Source organism: Massilia polaris (assembly GCF_012927275.1).
Lineage (GTDB): Bacteria > Pseudomonadota > Gammaproteobacteria > Burkholderiales > Burkholderiaceae_D > Telluria_A > Telluria_A polaris.
In genome coordinates this window covers 176,373-197,462 of sequence record NZ_JABBGG010000004.1, presented here as the reverse complement: position 1 = coordinate 197,462, position 21,090 = coordinate 176,373, and the positions used below count along the sequence as shown (strand labels likewise).

18 protein-coding genes are annotated in these 21,090 nt (G+C 61.8%); 2 read left to right on the top strand and 16 right to left on the bottom strand.

Features of this window, described 5'->3' with window-relative positions:
• Nucleotides 1-30 precede the first annotated feature (30 nt).
• The 4 genes from waaF to HHL21_RS08880 are packed head-to-tail and all read right to left on the bottom strand — an operon-like array spanning nucleotide 31 to nucleotide 5,177.
• Nucleotides 31-1,059 carry a lipopolysaccharide heptosyltransferase II gene (gene waaF / locus HHL21_RS08895; RefSeq protein ID WP_169464893.1) on the bottom strand — a complete coding sequence of 343 codons (1,029 nt, stop codon included), beginning with the start codon at nucleotides 1,057-1,059 and terminating at the stop codon, nucleotides 31-33.
• The gene (gene msbA / locus HHL21_RS08890) at nucleotides 1,056-2,783 is read right to left on the bottom strand and encodes a lipid A export permease/ATP-binding protein MsbA (protein WP_169464892.1); all 1,728 of its coding nucleotides are present in this window, start codon (nucleotides 2,781-2,783) and stop codon (nucleotides 1,056-1,058) included. The genes waaF and msbA overlap by 4 nt, the downstream gene beginning before the upstream one ends.
• A gap of 17 nt (nucleotides 2,784-2,800) precedes the next feature.
• Nucleotides 2,801-3,889 (bottom strand): glycosyltransferase family protein, encoded by a 1,089-nt coding sequence (locus HHL21_RS08885; protein WP_169464891.1) that lies wholly within the window; start codon nucleotides 3,887-3,889, stop codon nucleotides 2,801-2,803.
• A gap of 31 nt (nucleotides 3,890-3,920) precedes the next feature.
• Complete coding sequence (locus HHL21_RS08880; protein ID WP_169464890.1) at nucleotides 3,921-5,177, bottom strand: O-antigen ligase family protein; 1,257 nt, start codon at nucleotides 5,175-5,177, stop codon at nucleotides 3,921-3,923.
• 47 nt (nucleotides 5,178-5,224) lie between these two features.
• Here HHL21_RS08880 and HHL21_RS08875 point away from each other — a divergent pair, with 47 nt between their 5' ends.
• The gene (locus HHL21_RS08875; protein ID WP_308640226.1) at nucleotides 5,225-6,055 is read left to right on the top strand and encodes a glycosyltransferase family 2 protein; all 831 of its coding nucleotides are present in this window, start codon (nucleotides 5,225-5,227) and stop codon (nucleotides 6,053-6,055) included.
• Nucleotides 6,056-6,152: 97 nt separating this feature from the next.
• Here the strand turns inward: HHL21_RS08875 and HHL21_RS08870 are convergent, their stop codons facing one another.
• The 4 genes from HHL21_RS08870 to HHL21_RS08855 form a co-directional block, all read right to left on the bottom strand.
• A complete protein-coding gene (locus tag HHL21_RS08870) occupies nucleotides 6,153-6,446 on the bottom strand; it encodes a GIY-YIG nuclease family protein (protein WP_169464889.1) in 294 nt (97 codons plus the stop codon).
• Nucleotides 6,447-6,606: 160 nt separating this feature from the next.
• Complete coding sequence (dnaE, locus tag HHL21_RS08865; protein ID WP_169465166.1) at nucleotides 6,607-10,155, bottom strand: DNA polymerase III subunit alpha; 3,549 nt, start codon at nucleotides 10,153-10,155, stop codon at nucleotides 6,607-6,609.
• A 133-nt stretch (nucleotides 10,156-10,288) separates the two neighbouring features.
• On the bottom strand, nucleotides 10,289-10,516 hold the full coding sequence (locus HHL21_RS08860) for a type II toxin-antitoxin system prevent-host-death family antitoxin (RefSeq protein WP_169464888.1): 228 nt from the start codon (nucleotides 10,514-10,516) through the stop codon (nucleotides 10,289-10,291).
• Nucleotides 10,517-10,788: 272 nt separating this feature from the next.
• Nucleotides 10,789-11,901: an acyltransferase family protein gene (locus HHL21_RS08855; protein ID WP_169464887.1), complete on the bottom strand. Its 1,113-nt coding sequence runs from the start codon at nucleotides 11,899-11,901 to the stop codon at nucleotides 10,789-10,791.
• A gap of 113 nt (nucleotides 11,902-12,014) precedes the next feature.
• On the opposite strand from HHL21_RS08855, the gene HHL21_RS08850 reads away from it, so the two are divergent.
• Nucleotides 12,015-12,896 (top strand): sulfurtransferase, encoded by an 882-nt coding sequence (locus HHL21_RS08850; protein ID WP_169464886.1) that lies wholly within the window; start codon nucleotides 12,015-12,017, stop codon nucleotides 12,894-12,896.
• On the opposite strand, the gene HHL21_RS08845 is transcribed toward HHL21_RS08850, so the two are convergent.
• The 8 genes from HHL21_RS08845 to HHL21_RS08810 all read right to left on the bottom strand — a co-directional run bounded on the left by HHL21_RS08845 (nucleotide 12,893) and on the right by HHL21_RS08810 (nucleotide 20,294).
• Nucleotides 12,893-14,077 (bottom strand): DUF4214 domain-containing protein, encoded by a 1,185-nt coding sequence (locus HHL21_RS08845; RefSeq protein WP_169464885.1) that lies wholly within the window; start codon nucleotides 14,075-14,077, stop codon nucleotides 12,893-12,895. The genes HHL21_RS08850 and HHL21_RS08845 overlap by 4 nt on opposite strands.
• Before the next feature lie 54 nt (nucleotides 14,078-14,131).
• Nucleotides 14,132-15,490, bottom strand: a complete 1,359-nt coding sequence (locus HHL21_RS08840; protein ID WP_370659690.1) for a TolC family outer membrane protein — start codon at nucleotides 15,488-15,490, stop codon at nucleotides 14,132-14,134.
• A 2-nt stretch (nucleotides 15,491-15,492) separates the two neighbouring features.
• Nucleotides 15,493-16,851 carry an HlyD family type I secretion periplasmic adaptor subunit gene (locus tag HHL21_RS08835; RefSeq protein WP_169465162.1) on the bottom strand — a complete coding sequence of 453 codons (1,359 nt, stop codon included), beginning with the start codon at nucleotides 16,849-16,851 and terminating at the stop codon, nucleotides 15,493-15,495.
• Nucleotides 16,851-18,692 (bottom strand): type I secretion system permease/ATPase, encoded by a 1,842-nt coding sequence (locus tag HHL21_RS08830; protein WP_169464884.1) that lies wholly within the window; start codon nucleotides 18,690-18,692, stop codon nucleotides 16,851-16,853. Before HHL21_RS08830 ends, HHL21_RS08835 begins: the two co-directional genes overlap by 1 nt.
• Before the next feature lie 74 nt (nucleotides 18,693-18,766).
• Nucleotides 18,767-19,090 carry a hypothetical protein gene (locus tag HHL21_RS08825; RefSeq protein ID WP_169464883.1) on the bottom strand — a complete coding sequence of 108 codons (324 nt, stop codon included), beginning with the start codon at nucleotides 19,088-19,090 and terminating at the stop codon, nucleotides 18,767-18,769.
• A 193-nt stretch (nucleotides 19,091-19,283) separates the two neighbouring features.
• On the bottom strand, nucleotides 19,284-19,550 hold the full coding sequence (locus HHL21_RS22300) for a group II intron maturase-specific domain-containing protein (protein WP_502569989.1): 267 nt from the start codon (nucleotides 19,548-19,550) through the stop codon (nucleotides 19,284-19,286).
• A gap of 4 nt (nucleotides 19,551-19,554) precedes the next feature.
• Nucleotides 19,555-20,028: a hypothetical protein gene (locus tag HHL21_RS08815; RefSeq protein ID WP_169464882.1), complete on the bottom strand. Its 474-nt coding sequence runs from the start codon at nucleotides 20,026-20,028 to the stop codon at nucleotides 19,555-19,557.
• Nucleotides 20,025-20,294, bottom strand: a complete 270-nt coding sequence (locus HHL21_RS08810) for a hypothetical protein (RefSeq protein WP_169464881.1) — start codon at nucleotides 20,292-20,294, stop codon at nucleotides 20,025-20,027. Before HHL21_RS08810 ends, HHL21_RS08815 begins: the two co-directional genes overlap by 4 nt.
• Nucleotides 20,295-21,090 lie beyond the last annotated feature (796 nt).

Below are 21,090 nucleotides of genomic sequence, written 5' to 3'. Positions count from 1 at the left end.
CAGACAGGCGCCAACGTGGCGCACGCCGGTTCAGCCAACCATCTTCCGCAACTCGATCCACACCATATCCGGCGTGAGCTCGCGCATGCACGCGTGATGCCCCAACGGGCATTCGCGCTGCCGGCACGGCGCGCATTCAAGCCGCAGCGACATCGACTTTGCCATGTCCGAAAACGGCGGCGCGTGATCCGGGTCCGTCGGCCCGTAGATCGCCAGCACCGGACGGTTCAGCGCCGACGCAACGTGCAGCAGTCCCGAGTCGTTCGACACCACCGCGTCCGCACTGGCAATCAGCGCAATCGCTTCATCGAGCCTGGTGGCACCGGCCAGGTTGAGCACCCGCACCGACGCGGCCAGCGCCAGCGCGACAATCTCGTCGCACACTTCCCGGTCTTTCGGCGACCCGAGCAACGCGACCTGCGTGCCCTGGTTCTCCAGCACGATCGCGCGCGCCAGCGCGGCGAAATGCGCGGCGGGCCAGCGCTTGGCAGATCCGAATTCCGCGCCGGGCGCGAACACCACCAGCGGCTTATCCAGCGCAATTCCGTGCGCTCCGCGGGTGAGGCGTTTCTGTTCATCGCTCACCGCCAGCGCGGGACGCGGCAGGCTGGCGCGCAGCGGGTCGCGCGGCGCATCGGCCAGCGCTGCGTAGAACGGCACCATCGCGCGCGGCGGCTGGTCGTCGTGGTGCAGCTGGTTGAGCAGGCCGTAGCGCATCTCGCCCTTGTAACCGACGCGGTGCGGAATGCCGGCCAGCCACGGGATCAGCGCGTACTTGAGCGTATTGGGCAGCACGTAGGCGTCGGCATAACCGCGCGCGCGCAGTACCTGGGCATAGTTCCAGCGCTCGCGCAGCTGCAGCGCGCCGTGGCGGAACGGCGTCACCAGCACGTTGTCGACCTCCTTCATCGCGCGCCAGACCGGCGCGACGGATGGCGGCGCCAGCACGTCGATCGCCCGCGATGGATTCTTTTTGCTGAGCAGCTGGAGCAGCGGCTGCGCCATCACGGCGTCGCCGATCCAGTTGGGGGAAATGATGAGGGTGCGGTCCTGGCTCATTGCTCGGTCTTGGTAAACTGGAGGCGGTACAGGTTGGCGTACATGCCGTTCGCGGCCAGCAGCTCGTCGTGGCGGCCTGCTTCGATCACGCGGCCCTGCTCCATGACGACGATGCGGTCGGCGCGTTCGATTGTCGACAGGCGGTGCGCGATGACCAGCGTGGTGCGGCCGGCCATCAGCGTGTCGAGCGCGGCCTGCACGGCGCGTTCGGATTCGTTGTCGAGCGCCGATGTCGCTTCGTCGAGGATCAGGATCGGCGCGTCCTTGTAGATGGCGCGCGCGATGGCGACGCGCTGGCGCTGTCCGCCCGACAGGCGCATGCCATTCTCGCCGATCTGGCTGTCGACGCCTTCCGGCAGCGCCGCCACGACGTCCGACAGGTGCGCGGCCTTGATCGCGGCAGCCAGGCGTTCATGGTCCACCGTCTCGGCGCCGTAGGCGATGTTGGCGCCGAGCGTATCGTCGAACAGCACCACGTTCTGGCTGACCATCGCAAGCTGCTCGCGCAGGCTGGCCAGCGTGATCTCGTCATACGGCACGCCGTCGAGCGTGAGGCGTCCCTGGTTCGGCGCGTAGAAGCGCGTGACCAGGTTGACGAAGGTGGATTTGCCGCCGCCCGACACGCCGACCAGCGCCACCGTCTGGCCCGGCAGGATCTCGAGGTTGACCTTATCCAGCGCCAGCGGGTTTTGCTCAGAATAACGGAACGACACGTCCTCCAGCTTCAGGTGTCCTTTCGCGCGGCCCAGCACCATCGTGCCGGTATCGGTTTCGACCGGCGAATCGATCATGCCGAAGACAGTGTCCGCTGCTGCCAATCCGCGCTGCATGGGGCCATTGACTTCCACCAGCGCCTTGAGCGGCTGCAGCAGCATCAGCATCAGTGTGATGAAATTGGTGAATTCGCCGACCGTCATGTCCGAGCGGATCGCCATCACGATGACGATCGACACGGCGAGCGCTGTGGCGACCTGCGTGATCGGCACGGTGGCGGCAGCGGCCACGGTGGCGCGCTGGGTGAAGCCGCGCAGCGCCGTGCTGCGCTCTTCAAACCGGCGCCGCTCGTAACGCTCGCCCGAGAACACGCGGATGACCTGGTGGCCGCGCGCGGCCTCCTCGACCACCTGCGTCATTTCGGCGGTCACGCGCTGGTTCTCGCGGTTCAAACGGCGCAGGCGCTTGGTGGTAGTGCGGACGATCAGCGCGGTGAGCGGGATAACCACCAGCGCGATCAGCGTCAGCTTCCAGTTCAGGTACAGCAGGCCGACCAGAAGGCCGATCAGCACGAGGGAATCGCGCACGAAGGCGAGGAACACGGAGTTGATCATGTCCACCACCTGGCGCACGTCGCCGATGACGGTGTTGATTACCTTGCCGGTGGATTCTTCGTGAAAGCGCGCGACCGGAAGGCGCAGCAGCTTGTCGAACACCATGCGGCGCAAGTCGTTCAGCACGCGGCTCATGATCCAGTTGTTCAGGTAAGCGGTCGAGAAGGTGAACACGCCGCGCATGATGAAAATCGTCAGCAGGACCAGCGGCACCAGCCACAGGCTGAAGCCGGTCTTGTTGGGACCGAAGCCCTTGTCGAGCAAAAGTTCAAGCGCCTTGCCCAGCATCGGCTGGGTTGCGGCGGTGCCGGCCATCGCCAGCAGCGACAGGAAGGCGCGCGCGCGGTAAGGCTTTACGAGGTTAAACAGGCGCGAGGCCACTGTCCGGTCTTTCATTCGTCTCTCTGCCCGCGTTAAGCGGGTGTGGTCAATAGGTCAAACAAGGTCTGGGCGCTGTTTTCTTCCTGCAGGACAGCGCCGGCCGCAATCGCGCGCTGCGCATAGCCGGTGTAAGCGGCAATCTGCTGCTGCACCGCGCGCAGCACGCTGTCGGGCGAAGTGTCGCCGACGATGCTGCCGGCGTCGAAGCGCTCCACCATTCGCGCGATCCACGAGCCGGGTGTCGAAATCACCGGGCTGCCGTGCGAGAAAGCGTCAAGCGTCACGCCGCTGATGCGGTCGGCGAAAGCGGCGGCGTCATACAGCTGCAGGCACACCGCACCGCGGAACAGGTCCGCGTACTGTTCGGGCGACAGCGTCTCGCCATGGATACGCAGGTGCGGGTAGCCGATCTCGCCCAGGCGTTTCAGGTCGGCGCGAATGGCCGCGTCGTATTTTCCCGCCTGCTCCGGCGAAGTTTGCAGCACCACCGGAATCCGCAGGCCGTCCTTGTGCATGCGCTCGACCAGGTCGACCACCTGCGAGAACCCCTTGTCGCTGCGTGCAGCGCCGGCATACAGGACGTGCCGGAACGGCTGCGCCTGCGCCGCCGCCGGCACCTGCGGCTTGGAGATCGGATACGGCACCACGCGCGCGTTGGCGAACCCGGCGTCCTGGAACACCTTGGTCACGGACGGCGTCGGGCCGTAGATTTCGAAGTTCGGCTGCTTGCGCGCGATCGCCTTCAGGCGCGCCATCTTGCTCTCGCTGGCCTTGAACCAATGAACGTAGAGGAAGACCTTCTTGGGAGGGACGACCGTGCCGCGCGCGGCCCAGTCCAGCATCAAGAGGTCGGAATTACGCGCGGTCGATATAAACAGTTTGCCTGGCGCCTTCAGCAGCGACTTGTACAGGAAATAACTCTGCACGCGGCGGATGCGGCGGAAGAATGTCTTTTTGACTTCGACGTTGGCGCCGCTGAACGTCACCTCGACCTTGCGGCTGGCCCACAAGCGCAGGGTGCGCGAGTCGTCGCCCATCCTGCACAGCGCGGTGATGAAGCTGTAGCAGTGTCCGGCGGCGGTGGTCAGGGTCGGCTCAACTACATTGATCGTATTTGGCATGTCGAAGTATCTCTTTTTATCGTCAATACTGTCAAACCGGGCCCGGCTGCTGGCCTGCGTCTTTGGCGTTCAGGTAGAAGCCCATCAGCAGGAACACCATCAGCGCGTAGAACAAGGCGCCCTTGAGCGACCAGAAAATGACTTCGGTGAGGCCGTAGCCGAAGTAGCTGGTCACCAGCAGGATGCCGGCCAGCGCGGTCGCGAACTCCTGCCTGCTGGCGTTCTTGACGCTGATGGCGCGGGTGAAGAACGCGAACGGCGCGAGGATCATGCCAAACCACGCGGCAAATCCCACCACGCCGCCGGTCACCAGCGCCTGTAGCGCCTCATTATGAAAGTGCGGCATCGTCAGCACGACGGGATCGAGCTCGCCTTCCTGGACGAGGGGCTCGAGGACTTTGCGATAGCCTGTCTCGCCGCGTCCCAGCACTGCCGCGTCCCCGATCAGGATGCCGGCGGCCTTCCAAAGCTCGAGGCGCACGCCGACGTTGGTAAGCGCGCTGCCGCCCGAGAAGTAGGTCGTGATGTCGACGACGCCCTGGCGCACGCGCTCGCGCACGCCGGTCTCGGGGACGAAATAGGTGGCGGCCATGAATGCGAAGGTAAACGCGACGATGGCGCGCACACGGCGGTTGGCCAGCACGTGGCTGTGCTGGATGAACAGCAGGCCGCACAAGACCAGCCCAAGCCAGCCGCCGCGCGTGCCGGTCATGGTCGATGCGGCCAGGCCGGCCAGTGCGCCGATGGCGGGCCAGAACACTTTGCGCACAGCGCGCACGTCAATCATCGACGCCAGTGCGATCAGGCCGAGCGACAAGGCGATGTCGCCGAAGGTAATCGCGTTAAGCAGGCCGCCGGGGCGGTCTTCGCCGAGGAACAGGCGCTGGTAGCCGACCAGCAGCATGCCCACGAAGGCCCCGCCGATCACGCCCCACCACAAGGCCTTGCGGTCAGGCTTTGTGGCCATGACGAGCATCATCGCCGACACCGCGAACAGCATCCGGGCCGGCTTTTCAAGGTCGCCGAGTTCCTGGCCGCGCAGCGCGAAGCAGGCGAGCGTGTAGAAGAAGTTAAATGCGAAAAAGATCACGACCCAGCGGATGGCCGGCCAATGGCGGCGCAGCGCGGCGAATCCGGGCTTCAGGAAGAACAGTGCGGCGACCAGGAAAATGAAGCTGGAAAGACCGATGCCGAAGGGCGTAATCAGGCTAATGAATGGAAATAAAAAGATCAGGAAGCCAATAACTGCCTGTTTTGGGTCCGTTCGTTTGATCGAGTTATTGTTCATTAATTCTTAGGTGGGATATTCTGCTACCTTCGGCAATTGAAAGCACCATGACAGACATGCAGCAAGCACCAACAATTTCCGTCGTTATTACGACTTACAACCGGCCGGACGCCTTGCAGGCGGTCGTGGAGGCCTGTTTTGGCCAGGATGATAAAAATTTCGAAATCATTATCGCTGATGACGGCTCTACTGCCAACACGAAGGACTGTATCGACAGCCTGAAATTGCGCTCGCCGGTCCCCTTGCACCACGTATGGCAGCCCGACGAAGGCTTCCGGGCGGCGATGGCGCGCAACCGCGGCACTTTGGCCGCCGCTGGCGAGTATATCGTTTTCATCGACGGCGACTGCATCCCGCAGCGCGACTTCATCTCGCAGCACCGCAAGCTGGCGCGGCGCGGCTACCTGGTGTCGGGCAGCCGCGTGCTGCTCAGCCCCGCCTTCACCGCGCGCGTGCTGGCCGAGGGGATCGACCTGCAGCAGGCCGACGCCGGCGACAAGCTGGCCTACAGATTCCGGGGGCATATCAACAAGGTCGCGCAGCTGCTGCTGCGCTGGCCGGATATCTGGCGTCATCGCCGCCGGTTCTCGTGGCGCCGCATCAAGAGCTGCAACCTGGCGGTGTGGAAGTCGGACCTGGAGCTGGTGAACGGCTTCGACGAAAGCTTCACCGGCTGGGGGCACGAGGATTCGGACCTGGTGGTCAGGCTGTTCAACGCGGGCGTGATGCGCAAGGACGGCGCGTTTGCAACGGAAGTGTTCCACCTGTGGCACCGCGAGGCGACGCGGGATCAGGAGTCGAGTAACAAGAAGCTGGTGGTGATGCGCGCGAAGGATGGGACGGTGCGCGCGGCCAGGGGCTTGGCGGAGCACGGGTAGTGAATCCCGTCGTTCCCGCGCAGGCGGGAACCTATACGCCTCTAGTCCCTGCCGATCAGCATGGATTCCCGCCTGCGCGGGAACGACGGGGTGTATGTCAACCGGCAATCTCCGGATACAGATCCGTCCACATCGGGTTATGTTGTTGAATTAATGCAATCTTCCACGCGCGATTCCATTTCTTGATCTGCTTTTCACGTGTGATCGCTTCGACGATATCGTCGTGCGTTTCGAACCAAACGAGGGTTTTCACGGCGTACTTCTTAGTGAATCCGCCTGCCAGGCCTTCGCGATGCTGCCATACGCGTCTGATCAGGTCGGATGTTACACCTATATAGAGGGTTCCATAGCGCATGCTCGATAGCATGTAGACGTAGCTTTGTTTTTCCATGTCGCCCCCGCACGTGAGCTTTAATGGTTATGCGGGCGAGGCAGAGGAAGATGGAGACAGATCAAACGTACATCGTCATTCCCGCGTACGCGGGAATCCATGCAGAGTGTGCGGTCACGCTGTCTATGGGTTCCCGCGTTCGCGGGAACGACGGGAGTGGTTAATACTCGATCGCGACTTCCTTCGCTCCGAGCACCTGCTCGAGCGCCAGGGTCAAGGCATCGGACGGCGCCACCAGCCAGTCATCCCCCAGCTGGATCGTGCACTCGACACCTTCCGGCTTCAGGCGCAGCGCCACCGGCAGGCCTTCCTGCGCGCGGTGCGGCTTCAATACTTCGGCGATCTTCGCCGTCGGCACCGCAGCCGGCAGGAACAGCCCCACCTGGCGGCCGTAGTGAATCCGCGACGCGGTCAGGTCATACACCTTCTCGGCTGTGATCCGCAGCCCGCCGTTGAAGCGGTCTTCCGAGACCTTGCCGACCACCAGCAGGAAATCGTCTTCCTTGAAGATGTTCTTGTTAGCTTCGAACACTTCGCTGTACACCGTCACTTCGACCACCGCCGTCTTGTCGTCCAGCGTGACAATCAAAATCTTGCCGCGCTGGGTCATCTGCGGCCGCACGCCGGTAATCACGCCGCACAGCATGCGCGGCTCGCGCGACGGATCAAGGTCGGCCAGCTTGGTGCGCGCAAAGCGCCGCACTTCGCCTGCATACGTGTCGAACATGTGCCCAGACAGGTAGAAACCGAGCGCGATCTTTTCTTCGGATAGCTTCTGCTTGTCCGTCCATAGCACCGCCTTGACATACTCGGGCGGCGCCACGAGGTCGCTGTCGTCGCCGCCGAACAGGCTGACCTGGTTGACCGAGGCCTGCGCCTGGTCCGCCACTTCGACCGCGAACGCGACCGACGCCAGCAGAATCGCGCGGTCGACACCGAAGCAGTCCATCGCGCCGGCGCGGATCAGCGATTCGATCGTGCGGCGGTTGATCTGCTTGCGGTCGACCCGCTTACAGAAGTCGAACAGGTCCTTGAACGGGCCTCCACTGGTACGCGCGGCGATGATCGCTTCAATCGCCGACTGCCCCGACCCTTTGACCGCGCCCAGCCCGTAACGGATGTTGGTGACGCGCTTGCCGGTGCTTGACGGCGGCGGGCCTTCCGGCGTGAAGCGGTAGTCGGAGTGGTTGATATCCGGCGGCAGCAAGGTCAGGTGGCAGACGTCGAGACTGTCTTCCACCAGGATCTTGATCTTGTCGGTATCGTCCATCGCGAGCGACAAGTTGGCCGCCATGAACGCCGCGGTGTGGTGCGCCTTCAGGTAGGCCGTGTGGTACGACAGCAGCGCGTACGCGGCGGCGTGCGACTTGTTGAAGCCGTAGCCCGCGAATTTTTCCATCAGGTCGAAGATCTCGTCGGCCTTTTCGGTCGACAGGCCATCCTTGGCGGCGCCGGCGCGGAAAATCTCGCGGTGCTCGGCCATCTCTTCGGCCTTCTTCTTACCCATCGCGCGGCGCAGCATGTCGGCGCCGCCCAGCGAGTAGCCGCCGACGATCTGCGCCATCTGCATAACCTGTTCCTGATAAACCATGATGCCGTAGGTTTCGGACAGGATCGACTCGGTGCGCGGGTCCGGGTAGTCGAATTTTTCGCCGTGCTTACGCTTGCAGAAGTCCGGGATCAGGTCCATCGGGCCCGGACGGTACAGCGCAACCAGCGCGATAATGTCTTCGAAGCGGTCGGGACGCGCGTCCTTCAGCATGCCCTGCATGCCGCGCGACTCCAGCTGGAAGATCGCTACCGTCTTCGCCTTGGTCAGCAGGTCGTAGGAAGCCTTGTCGTTCAGCGGCAGCGTCTCGAGCGCGAAGTCGGCATTTGCCGCCGGGTCGAGCTGCTTGATGTAGCGGACCGCGCGATCGAGGATCGTCAGCGTGGTCAGGCCCAAAAAATCGAACTTGACCAGGCCGACGGCTTCGACGTCGTCCTTGTCGTACTGCGACACCACGCCGGAGTCGCCGCCCTGCGTGTACAGCGGGCAAAAATCGGTCAGCTTGCCAGGTGCGATCAATACGCCACCGGCGTGCATGCCGATGTTACGGGCGATGCCTTCGACCTGCTGCGCGAGGTCGAGCAGCTGCTTGACCTCTTCCTCGTTCTCGAGGCGCTCCTTGAGCATCGGTTCTTCTTCGATCGCGTCCGCAATCGTGACCGGCTTGCCCGGCTTGAACGGAATCAGCTTTGAGACGCCGTCGCAGAAGTTGTAGCCGAAATCGAGCACGCGGCCGACGTCGCGGATCGCGCCTTTTGCGGCCATGGTACCGAAGGTGGCGATCTGCGAGACCGCCTCCTTGCCGTACAGGTCCTTGACGTGCTGGATGACGCGGTCGCGCCCTTCCTGGCAGAAGTCAATGTCGAAGTCGGGCATCGATACGCGTTCAGGATTCAGGAAGCGCTCGAACAGCAGGTTGTATTTCAGCGGATCGAGGTCGGTAATAAGCAGCGAATACGCGACCAGCGAGCCCGCACCCGAGCCTCGGCCCGGGCCGACCGGCACGCCGTTTTCCTTGGCCCACTTGATGAACTCCGCAACGATCAGGAAGTAGCCCGGGAACTTCATGTTGCAGATCGTATCGGTCTCGAACTTCAGGCGCGCTTCGTAGCGCGGGCGCTCGGCTTCGCGCTTGACCGGGTCCGGGTACAGGTGCAGCAGGCGCTGCTCGAGGCCGGCCTTCGATTCGGCGACCAGGAATTCGTCGATCGTCATGCCCGGCGGGGTCGGGAAGTTCGGCAGCTGCGGCTTGCCGAGCGTGAGCACGACGTTGCAGCGCTTGGCGATTTCGACCGAGTTTTGCAGCGCCGCCGGCATGTCGGCGAACAGTTCGGCCATCTCGGCCTGCGACTTGAAGCACATCTCTTCGTTGAAGCGCTTGACCCGCTTGGCGTTGGCCAGCATCTCTCCTTCGGCGATACAGGTGCGCGCTTCGTGCGCGATGAATTCGTCGCGCGACAGGAAGTGGATCGGGTGCGTGGCAACCACTGGCAGGCCAAGCTTGGCCGCGAGCGCGACGGCCTGGCGGACCTGGGCTTCCTGGTTGGCCTGGCCGGCGCGCTGTACTTCGATGTAGAAGTGGCCCGGGAATACCGAAGTCCAGCGCTGGGCGCAGCGTTCGGCCAGCGCGAGGTTGCCGTTTTCGATCGCGGTGCCGACGTCGCCGAAGTGGGCGCCGGACAGCACGATCAGGCCATTGCTCTGGTCTTCGCCCGGCGTCAGGGTCGATTCGCTGGTGGCCAGCGCTTCAAGCCACTCGGGACGGATTTCGGCGCGGCCCTTGTGCTGGTTGGTGAGCCAGGCGCGCGACAGCAGGTCGCACAGCTGCAGGTAGCCCATGCGGTTCTTCGCCAGCAGCAGCAGGCGGCTCGGTTTGTCGCGGTTGTCGTCGTTCGAGATCCAGGCGTCCACGCCGATCAGCGGCTTGATGCCCTTGCCGCGCGCGGCCTTGTAGAACTTGACCATGCCGAACAGGTTGGACAGGTCGGTGATCGCCAGCGCGGGCTGCTTGTCCTTGGCGGCCGAGGCGACGACGTCGTCGATGCGCACCAGGCCGTCGACGATCGAGTATTCCGAGTGCACGCGCAGGTGGACGAACGCCGGGGCGACTGGCTTGGCGGGCGCCAGGGGCGCTTCATTTCCGACTTCGAGGACATCCATGCTCATGATCCGGTTTCCTGCTGTGCAAAGGACGGTATTTTACAGTGCCGCGAACACTGGCAGCTGATTCAAGGGTCCGACCAGGGATCAATTGTTGCAACAGGCAAGGAGACGAAATCCTTGACATTTTGAGCTACAAGGCGCGGTCCAGCTCCAGCTCATCAAGGTCGTATAGCGGAGAACGCTGCATAAAGGCAACGAGCGTCTCGCTGTTTTGGGACAAACAATCGAAGGCGTCGCGCGAGAGGACGACAGCAACCGATTTGCCGTGATGAGTAATGTCCTGGGGGCCGTCAACTGCGGCTGCATGGATAAGCTCAGGAAATCTTGCTTTTGCGTCCTGTATTCGCCAGCGCTTCATGACATCTCCCCCGACCTGCCTCGCTAAATTATAGCGTGGGCGATTCTCGGGTAAATATAATCACAGCATCCGCGCGTGCCAGCAAAAATTTGCGGCAAATTAGGCCCCCGCTTTCGCGAGGGCGACGGTTTTGAAGTCAACAAGCTTATTCCGGACAGCAGTGCGCGCAGGCGGGATCCATGATTCGGCGAATTCGTCACCGCAACGCCCAAACGGCGGATGACGCCCTCCGGGCTCTTCCGCCCTACTCCGTGTTTTCGCGTTGGACCCCGTCAGGCCGCTGATGCCAGCGGCACCGTTTTCGCCTTACCATATCCCCGCCGCATGCGCAGGAACGGCTCTTCGATCACGATGTAGGTCAACGCAGACAGCGCCCAGGTTGCGCCATACGCGATCGGCAGCATGTACAACAAGTCGTGCCATGTGACTTTTCCCGCGTATCCGGCCATGCGCGCCCCAACCGCGAACACATGCAGTACAGCCATGTGCAAAAGGTAGAACGAGAAGCTGATCTTGCCGCCGTGATTCATCACGCGCTCGAGCCAGGCCGGCAGCGCCTTGTCGAACGATACCCATGCGAGGATCACGGCCACCCAAGCGGTGCTTTCGAGCGTCGACCAGATGATCCAGAACGCGGAATGCGGATGCTGGCCGAAACTCGCCGTCTTCGCCTGGAGCGCGCTGTTGGCGAGGGCCAGCAATAAAGCCACCGGGACAAGCCAGGGAGCCGCGCGGTGCAATGCCGCTTTCTTCTGCTGGTAGAGCATCGCGCCGATCATGCCGATCAGGAACTGGTCGAACCGCCCGACGAAGGTGCTGAAGTACATGTGGGTACTGTTCTCGTTGACGGTGAACGCCGCTACCTTGAAGAAGAACAGGAGCAGGATCAGGCTCAACAAATAGCGCACGCCGCGCTCCATCGCGAACCGGGCGAGGAACGGGAAAATCGCGTAAAACAGGAACTCAAGCGAAATCGTCCAGGCCGCGCCGGTAATCACGCTGAGCGACGTCGGCGCCAGGCCGAGGTTGGTGGTCAGGACGTAGAAAATATCCTGCGGCTGGAACTTGTCGCGCCCTATCGAGGTCGCCACCAGGAACACGGTCAGGAACAGGGGAAAGATGCGCAGGAAGCGGTTGCGCATGAAGTCACCATAGTTGATGACGGTCTGATGCAGTGCGATCTGCATGAACAGGAAGCCGGACAAGGTAAAGAACAGCCCCACCCCGGTGTGGCCCTCGGTGATCAATCCGAACCAGGGAGAGGTGACTCCGGGACCGCCGAGGCCGCGCCATTCGAGATAGAAATGAAACAGGAACACCATCGTGGCGGCCAGCCACCTGAGCTGGTCAATGCGCGGATTGTAGGGGATGTTCAGCGATTTCATCGATAACGGCGCCTAAATTGCCGGTTGGATAACTTGGGCTGGTATTGTAAGGCCACACTGTGGATAAGGCCATTGCTTTATAATGTGGCCTCGTCTCTATGCACTGAACCGATATGCAAGCCGCTACCCCTTACGTTAACATCGCCGCGTACAAATTTGTCACCTTTGACAACACTGAAGAGATGCGCCCGCAGTACCAGGCCATCTGCGCCGAGCTAAGCCTGAAAGGCACGATCCTGCTGACGCCGGAAGGCATCAACATGTTCCTTTCCGGTACCCGCGCCAACATCGACACCTACCTCGCCTGGTTGCGCAGCGACCCGCGCTTCGCCGATATCGAAGTAAAGGAAAGCCTGTCGGAAGAACAGTCCCACAAGCGCATGCTGGTGAAGATCAAGAGCGAGATCATCACGATGCGCATGCCGCTGATCAAGCCGGAACTCGGCCGCGCGCCGGCCGTGGACGCGGCGACGCTCAAGCGCTGGCTCGACCAGGGCCACGATGACACGGGCCGGCCAGTCGTGATGGTCGATACGCGCAATGCGTTTGAAGTGGATGTCGGGACGTTTACCAACACGATCGACTACCGTATCGACAAGTTCACCGAATTTCCGGCGGTGATCGCTGCCGCCAAGGATGAGCTGAACGACAAGACCGTCGTCACCTTCTGCACCGGCGGAATCCGCTGCGAGAAGGCGGCCATCCATATGCAGGACATCGGTTACGAGAACGTGTACCAGTTGGAAGGCGGCATCCTGAAGTATTTCGAGGACGTTGGCGGCGACCACTACACGGGCGACTGCTTCGTGTTCGATTACCGCACCGCGCTGAATCCGCAACTGGAACCGTCGACGACGGTTCAATGTTTTGCTTGCCGTGCGATCGTTACGCCGCGCCAGCAACTGGCGCCTGAATATGTGTACGAGGTGTCGTGCCCGCACTGCTACGGGACGAAGCAGGAAGATGCACCGCAAGCCCAGCCGCACGCTGTTTAGAAGATTCCCGGCAACCCTTCCTGCGTGCCGATGCCGATTAGCTGAAGGTCACCGTACACAGGTGGCGGCGGTGGCGGAACGGTGCCAGACGTACCGTCCAGGGACGCAATCAGCGCATCGATTGCGGCAGGGGCGATCGCGGCATTGAAGCTGGCGACATCTTTGACCTGCGCGATATAGGCCGCTACCGTGGCATTCGCGCTGGCAGTCGTATAAGCCTGCGCTTCCTGCGGCGTATCGATGGCTGCCGTAATGGCCTGCGCCACGTCGACTTTGGCGCCGTAGGCGTACTTGTCGCTTCCCTGCGCGCCGTCGGCGATCGCAGTGACCGCGGCGTCAATGGTAAGGGTGCCCGCGTTCATCAGCTGCGCCCAATACGCCACTCCAGCAGGCTCCGCTGCCCGTCCGAACAGGTTCTCGTACGCATTGGCGACCTTCAGTTCGTTGGTCGCCTGCGCGTATTCGTCACGATATTCCTGGGACATGGCAAAAGCACCTCCCATCGCCGACAGGCTTGGATTGGCAGGATTGCCGTCGAGCCGCGCAGTCCAGTAGTCGTGCCCGCCCGCATCGGCCGCGCGTGAGAAGTAGGCGACGTAGAGTTCCTGCACTTGCTGGTCGACGCGGGCCGGCATCGACCAGGCCGTCTGCGCGACGATGTCGGAGGTGACGAGATTCAGTGCGAATGGGGTGGTGGTCGCGTTCAGCGACAGCGCGTCGTGCACATACGCGAGGTACTCTTTGGCGGTGGCGTGACCGGCGTTGGTCCCGAACCCAAGGGTTTCGGCCGTGGTGTCGAGCGATGCGGTGAATGCGGTCGCGGCGCGGACTTTCATGTCCAGCACCGAGGCATCTGCCGCGGCGGCGCTGCCGATAATGCCGGTCATGACGGAGCCGAGATTAGTTCCATAATCCAGCCTGCCCGACCACTCCGCAAGCTGGGCGCTGTCCGGCGCATGGCCGAACAGGTTCTGGTACAGGATGGTTACGATTTGCGGATTGGTCTTGCCGCCAAAGGTCGCAGAATACTCCGCGCGTTGCGCGAACGTGGCGGCAATTGTCGGGATGGCGTTGGGATCGGTGGCAAGAATATTGCCCCAGTAAGACTGGCCACCGGCATCTGCCGGATGGCCATAAAAGGCGATGTAAAGTTGTTGAATCTGCTCGATGTTGGTGGCCATGTCATTCCCCAGTTAATAATTTAACGCTAACTTTAACTGGAATATAAGCGCACACTATTCGAAGTATTTGGCCACCTGATATACGTCACCATCTGTTAGCGTACCCGAGGCCGCCTTTAGACGCAGTAAGCCGAGCAGGTAGCCATAGCGCGCTTGCGCGAGGTCGCGTTCACTTGCCACCAACTGCTGTTGGGCGTTGAGCATGTCCAGGTTGATGCGTACGCCGCCCTTGATACTTTGCTCCGTCGCAGTTACCAGCAGCTTGCCCGAGCCGACCGCCTTCACTAAAGCATCGACGCGCGCCACGCTGCTGAGCACGACGCTATGCGCCTTGCGCAGTTCTACCAGCACGAGGCTGGTGCGGCGATCGAGGTCTGCCTTGGCGCGTTCGCGCGTGGCAACTGCCTGGCGCGACACGGCGCTGATCTGGCCGCCGGAATAAATCGGCACGTTGAGCTGGATACCCACAGTGCGGTTGACCGTTTCCTGGTTCAGCTGCGTCAGTGTCTCGGAGTCATTCTTGCTGTAGCTGGCGACCAGGTCGAGCCGCGGCGCATGGCCTGCGCGTGACTTGTTCACTTCCTGGTGCGCCACTTCTACCGCGAGGCGCGCGGCTTTCAGGTCGGGATTGTTGGCGAGCGAAGTCGCGCGCCATTCGTCGAACGATGCGGGACTCAGCGGGTCGATCTTGAACGACGCCGACAAGCTGTCCAGCTCACCCGCAGGCATGCCGATCACGCCCTCGAGCGTGGTGCGGGCTGCCGTCAATGCATCCTCGGCTTCGAGCACCTGGGCTTCGGCCAAGTCGAGCCGGGCCTGGGTCTCCAGCATATCGGTCCGGGTACCCTCGCCCTTGTCGAACAGGCGGTTGTTGACTTTCATTTGCTCGCTGAACGCATCGCGCTCTGCTTTCACCAGCTTCAGCTGGTCACGCGCATACAAGGCGTCGACATAAGCACTGACAACTCGTACCGCCACCGCGTCCTTGTTGGTTTCAAAGCGTTCCGCGCTCTCGCCTGCCTGGGCGATGCCCTGGCGGTAGCGCGCGTATGCCTCGAAATTAATCAGTGGCTGGCGCAGCTGCGCCACCGCACTACGGCTGGTGTAGCGTGGATGGGTAACATTTTCCTTGCCCAAGGTTTCCTGCGTCACGTCGGCGCGGACCCGGTTTGCGCTATAGCTGCCTGAAATATTTGGCAGCAGGGCGGCACGGCCGATGATGCGATTTTCCTTGCCTGACTCATTCTCGAAAAAGTTCATGCGGTAGGAAGGGTCATTCGCCAGCGCCGCCTGGTAAGCCTGTTGCAGGCTGATCGCACTGGCGCTGCCGGCAGACATCGCCAGCAACACGGCCAGTGCCCATGCGGTCCGGCCAAGCCGGCCGGTGCTTCCATTTGATTTTACCTGGGCCACGATCAATCCTCGCTCATCGAAGTCTTTGCACGGTCGATAATCGGCTTGATCAAGTAGTTCATCATCGTGCGTTCACCGGTCTTCACGAACAGGTCCACCGGCATGCCTGGCTGGATATCGAGCTTGTTTTTGGCGATCAGCTTGGCGCCGGCATCGGTTACCTTGACGCGGACCATGTAGTAAGGCTCGCCGGTGCGATCGTCAACCGAACGGTCGGCCGACACCTGGGTCACTTCGCCGGGGATATGCGGCGTGGTGTTGGTGTTGAATGCCGAGAACATCAGCTCGACCGGCAGGCCGGTGTGTACTTTGTCGACCAGGTTGACAGCCAGGCGGCCTTCGGCCACCAGCGAGTTGCCGCTCGGCACAATGTCCATCATGCGGAAGCCAGGCGAGACCACGCCGCCCTGGGTGAACACGGCCAGGCCTACCACCACGCCGTCCACCGGCGCCTTGACATCGACATTGGCCAGTTCAAAGTCCTGCGCCGTTTTACGGCTGCCAAGGGCTTCGGCTTCCTTCTGCACTTCGGCCAGCTGGGTGCGCACTTCCTTCTGGTAATCCTGCATGCGCTGTGAGCGGCGCAGGGTCAGTTCGATGACCTGGCGCTGGGCACGCCCGATATTGCCGATGTCTTCAGAAATCGAGCCGCCAATCTGGGCATAGGTACGTTCCAGGTCCAGCAGGCGATTGCGCGCTACATAGCCTTCCTTGGCCAGGTCGCGCATGCCGTCAAGCTGTTCCTTCAGTAGCGACAGCTGGACCTTCTTGCTGTCGCGTGATTCCTGCATGCCGCGCATCTGCAGCTTGAGGCCGGCGATGTTCTCGTCCAGCGCGCCCAGCTCGCTTTGCAGCGAGGACTGGCGGGACATGAACAGCTGGTTCTGCAGGCTCTTCAGTTCAGAGATGCGCGGATCCGCCGCGTCATTCTGCAGGTCGGCCGGGAAGGTGACCTTCCTGGCGCCGTCGCGTTCCGCCAGCAGTCGCGCTTCGGTGGCGCGCGCGGTCAGGTACTGGCCGCTGGTAATGTCGGCAGCCGACTTGGCGACGACCGGATTCATGCGCACCAGGGTCTGCCCGGCCTTGACCACGTCGCCGTCCTTGACCAGGATTTCCTGGATGGTGCCGCCGGTCAGGTGCTGAACGGTCTTGCGGTTGCCTTCGGCGGTCACCGTCCCCGACAGCGGCACACCCTTGTCCAGCGGCGCCAGCAGTGCCCACAGCAGGAAGCCGCCCATGCCCACCAGGCTGACAATCCAGCCCAGCTTGCTGTACGCGCCTGCGTCGGTTTTCACCGTCAACGGGGTCACGTCATGGGTAATGACTTCCGTTATCTGGTTCTTGTCGTGAAGTGCTTTCATCATTTTTCCTGTTCCGTCGTCGCTGCCGCGCCATGGCCCGGCTCGGCAGGCGAGTTTTGCTGCGCCAGCTGCTGCGCGCTCAACTGGGCTTGTGCTTGTTCCTGGGCTTGAGCTTGTGCCTGGGCGGCCTGCTGGTTGGCCTGGATCTGTTTCTGGTTGGCTTCCTGCAGGGCCGCCAGCACCTGTTGGGTCGGGCCAAAGGCTTGGGCGTTACCGTCGCGCAGCAAGAGAAGCTTGTTGGTGACACCGATAATGCTGGTGCGATGCGTGATCAGCACAATGGTCTTGCCACGGCTCTTCAGATCGCCTACCGCCTGTACCAGTGCGTTCTCGCCAACATCATCCAGGTTTGAATTTGGTTCATCCAGAACGATCACCGACGGATCACCATACATTGCGCGGGCGAGGCCAAGGCGCTGCTTCTGGCCGCCGGAAAGACCGGCGCCGCTGTCCCCGAGGATGGTGTCATACCCTTCCGGGAACTGCAAAATCAGCTCATGAACCCCGGCGCGCTTTGCAGCCAGGACGACCTTTTCCGGATCAATTTCGCCGAAGCGGGCGATATTTTCACTAATCGTCCCGCCAAACAGTTCGATGTCCTGCGGCAGGTAACCAATGTTTGGTCCCAGCTCGCCTTTATTCCAGTGATAGATGTCGGCGCCGTCGAGGCGGACCTTACCCATGAAGGCAGGCCAGACACCGACCAGCAGGCGCGCCAGGGTCGACTTGCCAGAACCACTTGGGCCGATGACACCCAGGACGTCGCCTGGCGCAATCGCGAAAGTAAGATTTTTTACAACCGGAACTTTCGACCCAGGCGGCGCGGCCGTGACTCCTTCGACGCTCAACGCACCCATCGGCTTCGGCAGTGGCATGCCTGCCTCGCGCGCCGGATTAGCTTCCAACAAGGTGCTCAGGCGCTCATAGGCGCTTCGCGTCGTACTGAAACTCTTCCAGACACCGATCACCAGCTGCACTGGCGCAAGCGCGCGGCCGACCAGGATGGATGCGGCAATCATCATGCCGGGTGAGATTTTTCCTTCGATTGCCAGGAGCGCACCATAACCGAGCACCAGCGACTGCAAGGATACCTGGACGAACTTGGTCAGGGCGCCGACAATGCCGGCTTTTTCGCTCGCTTCGGCCTGCAGATGCAGGAAGCGGCCGTGCGCTTTGAACCAGCGGCCGAGCAGGTTCGGCAGCATGCCCATCGACTCGATGACTTCCGCATTGCGCAAATTATTGGTGGCCAGATTGGTTGCCGTGATGGCCATGGTATTTGCTTCAGCCAGTGGCTTGCGCGAGACCCGCTCGTTGATATAGGCCAGCGCAACCAGGATGACTGTACCGCCCAGTGCGAAGAAGCCAAGCGACGGCTCGAAGAAAAAGATCACGATCAGGTAGATCGGGAACCACGGCGCGTCGAAGAACGCGAACAGCGCATTTCCGGTCAGGAATTGGCGCAGGTTGGTGAGGTCTTGCAAGGCCTGGCCGGCGTTGCCGCCCGCCTTCTTGAGGTTTTGCTCGAAGGCGGCGGTGTACACGCGCTTGTTCAGCTGCATGTCGAACTTGGCGCCGACGCGGATCAGGACGAATGAACGGATCAGCTCAAGCGCGCCCATCAGCATGAAGGCGCCCAGCATCAGCACCGTCAGCATCAGCAGCGTGACCTCATTGCGGCTTGCCAGCACGCGGTCATAAACCTGCAGCATGTACAGCGAAGGCACCAGCATCAGCAGGTTAGTGATCGCACTGAACACGCCGATGGTGATGAAGGTGCCCTTGAAAGTCGCCAGCACCTGCTCGATCTCGTTCTTAGGCTTAAGAAATTTATTTATCATTTATGAGGTTACCGCTAAAGGTTCAGGGTGAAAGCATGCCAGCGCGGCGAGCGCCGGGCTTTCAGGAGTCCAGGTTACCGTTGCCACAGAAAAATTGATTCAGAAGACATTATCGCGGAAAAGCTGGTGGAAATGTGATGCACATCACAAATTTGTTGCGTGCCAGCGTCGCGACGTGGTTTTTTGCAGAAGTTTGCGAAGGCGGGCGTGGCATAGAAACGACGGACGGCAGCATCCGCCATGAAAGCGGATTGCCGCAGGACCGCCAGGGTTAGCGGTCTGCGGCATTCAAAAAACCGGCCCGGCTTAGATAATCCCGCCAGCGTCGCCGTGTCGCGCGGGACCAGCAGCTGCAGGCCCGTCCTGGTGAGCCACTCAGCCTGGCGGGCCGGTGTCATGCGGCCACATCCGATGCATAGCCAGCCGTCCAGTCCATTAGGTCTCCTTCGTCCGCTCAAAATAGAATTGCTAAACAATCATTCTTTCATTGTAGCGTTTTTTAGACGCGCCCAAGCTGGACATCGAGTAGGGGACGGGGTTACCCCCGTCGCCCTCTCACACCACCGTACTTGCGGTTCCGGATACGGCGGTTCATTGAACAATCTGGAAGCGCTGCCGGGTTTCCAGCAGCGAGACCAACCCTAATACGTCGAAGAAGCTCGTTGGATAGGCGGCGTTCATGTGACTCGCCCCGGCGTTCCACCAAGGTCCTCGCCCATTGACTGCCGACTTCCACGCGCGTTGATCGTCGAGGCCTCTTGCTTGTAGCCTCTTCCTCCGGGTAGCAGGACGCTTCCATTGCCGCCATAGCAGGCAGCGCAGCTTGCGTCGAATCCACCCGTCCAAATCCTGCAACACACCTTTACCCGATCCGGTCCAGGTCGTACTGGGCGTTATGGATGAACCTCATGGCATCCGCGCCTGACCGCATCAGGATCAGCTGGATCGTCTTCCCTGCCCTGCTGGATTTGCCCAGGAAGTAGCGCGGATAATTTTCGCTGGTGGAGCTTTCCCGGAACGCGTAGCCGAAGCGGCCCGTCAGTTCCTCGATGACGGCGGGATCGGTGGCGATTACGTCGATATCGCCGTAGTCCGTGTGCAGCGTCGGACTGACTAGGTGACGCACCATGCCTCCGAACAGGTGGATGCGCGGGTCGCCCATCAGGTAGGCGGCCAGCGCCTCGTTGTCCTGCATGATCTCGTACCCGGCGCAGTCGATGGTGGACAGGTAGCTCCCGCTCAGGCACAGCGCCTTCGGCACAAACACGATGCCGTTGTGGCCGAAAGACAGCGACTTCCTGTCCACGGAGAAGATGCTGTTCAGGTTCTCCCTCAACACCAATCGCCCGCCGATTTACCGCGCAGGGCAGCGTACTGCGGCTTGATGCGCACGAGGTCGGCGCTCGGGATCGCCGGAAGCACCAGGGAGTAATCGATATCGAGTCCCGCCCAGTCCGCTCGATGCTGGTCTATCTCGTCCAGGACATCCGCATCCAGCGAGATCGAGAAGTGATCGACCACGCCGCGCAGCTTGGCGATGTGCTGCACTTCCCGCGTGATCAGGCGCACCCGGAAACCGTGGGCCTTGATGACGGCGATCATCTCTAGTAATTGGTCGCCGTATTCCTCGTAGCGATAGAGCGGATCGGCCCCGCCGCTGATGGTGACGAACGTCTTTCGGCATTGCGTGATGAAGCTCGATACTGCCTCGGCGCTCTGCCCTCCGTGGGGCAGGAGCGGCGAGTCGCGCCAATTGTAATATTGACAATTCTTGACGCAACCGAATCCTTTGGTGCGCCAGTTGAGAATGATGGTCTAGTTCGGATTGTCGGTGCTCATCTCGTTCTCCTGAATGGTTGTTGTCGCTGATGTTTTGCTCTCCCTGACGGGCCGCCTTCGAGGCTTCGGTCCTGCCCTGGCCGGTGGCGTCCGCTTGGCGCTGCGTGCGGCTTTTTGGTCGGCATCGGTGCGCATCGTGTGTCCGATGACCAAAGAAAATCAACCGTGGCTGACGAGGCCGACGGGGGACTGTGGGAGTGGGCGATTGCGGATCTATGGAGGCCAAGCGCGTAGCCTCCTGCCGTGACGGCTTGTCTAGCGGCGCTACCTCAGCGAGAGCATCAGGTCCAGGCTGCGCGGCAAGACCGCCTTCCTGAGGGTCGTAGGGCCGAACACGGGTGCCTCTCGGTCGGCCTTGGGATGGGCGGGTGCTGTCCTTATCGGGCGTTATCCAGCCGAGCGCGGGAGGGCGTATAGCCTTCTTCATGATGGGATTCCTTCTTGACGGTCCAGAAATGGTAAAAGCCCAAGACCGTATGAGGGCCTTGGGCTTCTGTTGGTTGCTACCGTCAGAATGATATATGCGCGAGTTTGCGGATGATGTCGCGGCAGTCAACCG

Coding starts and splice junctions, on each gene's coding strand:
- dnaE (WP_169465166.1), bottom strand. CDS start 10,155: ATGGATGTCCTCGAAGTCGGAAATGAAGCGCCCCTGGCGCCCGCCAAG.
- HHL21_RS08835 (WP_169465162.1), bottom strand. CDS start 16,851: ATGAAAGCACTTCACGACAAGAACCAGATAACGGAAGTCATTACCCAT.
- HHL21_RS08830 (WP_169464884.1), bottom strand. CDS start 18,692: ATGATAAATAAATTTCTTAAGCCTAAGAACGAGATCGAGCAGGTGCTG.
- HHL21_RS08825 (WP_169464883.1), bottom strand. CDS start 19,090: ATGACACCGGCCCGCCAGGCTGAGTGGCTCACCAGGACGGGCCTGCAG.
- HHL21_RS08855 (WP_169464887.1), bottom strand. CDS start 11,901: ATGAAATCGCTGAACATCCCCTACAATCCGCGCATTGACCAGCTCAGG.
- HHL21_RS08880 (WP_169464890.1), bottom strand. CDS start 5,177: ATGAACAATAACTCGATCAAACGAACGGACCCAAAACAGGCAGTTATT.
- HHL21_RS08870 (WP_169464889.1), bottom strand. CDS start 6,446: ATGGAAAAACAAAGCTACGTCTACATGCTATCGAGCATGCGCTATGGA.
- HHL21_RS08810 (WP_169464881.1), bottom strand. CDS start 20,294: ATGATCGCCGTCATCAAGGCCCACGGTTTCCGGGTGCGCCTGATCACG.
- msbA (WP_169464892.1), bottom strand. CDS start 2,783: ATGAAAGACCGGACAGTGGCCTCGCGCCTGTTTAACCTCGTAAAGCCT.
- waaF (WP_169464893.1), bottom strand. CDS start 1,059: ATGAGCCAGGACCGCACCCTCATCATTTCCCCCAACTGGATCGGCGAC.
- HHL21_RS08850 (WP_169464886.1), top strand. CDS start 12,015: ATGCAAGCCGCTACCCCTTACGTTAACATCGCCGCGTACAAATTTGTC.
- HHL21_RS08845 (WP_169464885.1), bottom strand. CDS start 14,077: ATGGCCACCAACATCGAGCAGATTCAACAACTTTACATCGCCTTTTAT.
- HHL21_RS08885 (WP_169464891.1), bottom strand. CDS start 3,889: ATGCCAAATACGATCAATGTAGTTGAGCCGACCCTGACCACCGCCGCC.
- HHL21_RS08860 (WP_169464888.1), bottom strand. CDS start 10,516: ATGAAGCGCTGGCGAATACAGGACGCAAAAGCAAGATTTCCTGAGCTT.
- HHL21_RS08875 (WP_308640226.1), top strand. CDS start 5,225: ATGACAGACATGCAGCAAGCACCAACAATTTCCGTCGTTATTACGACT.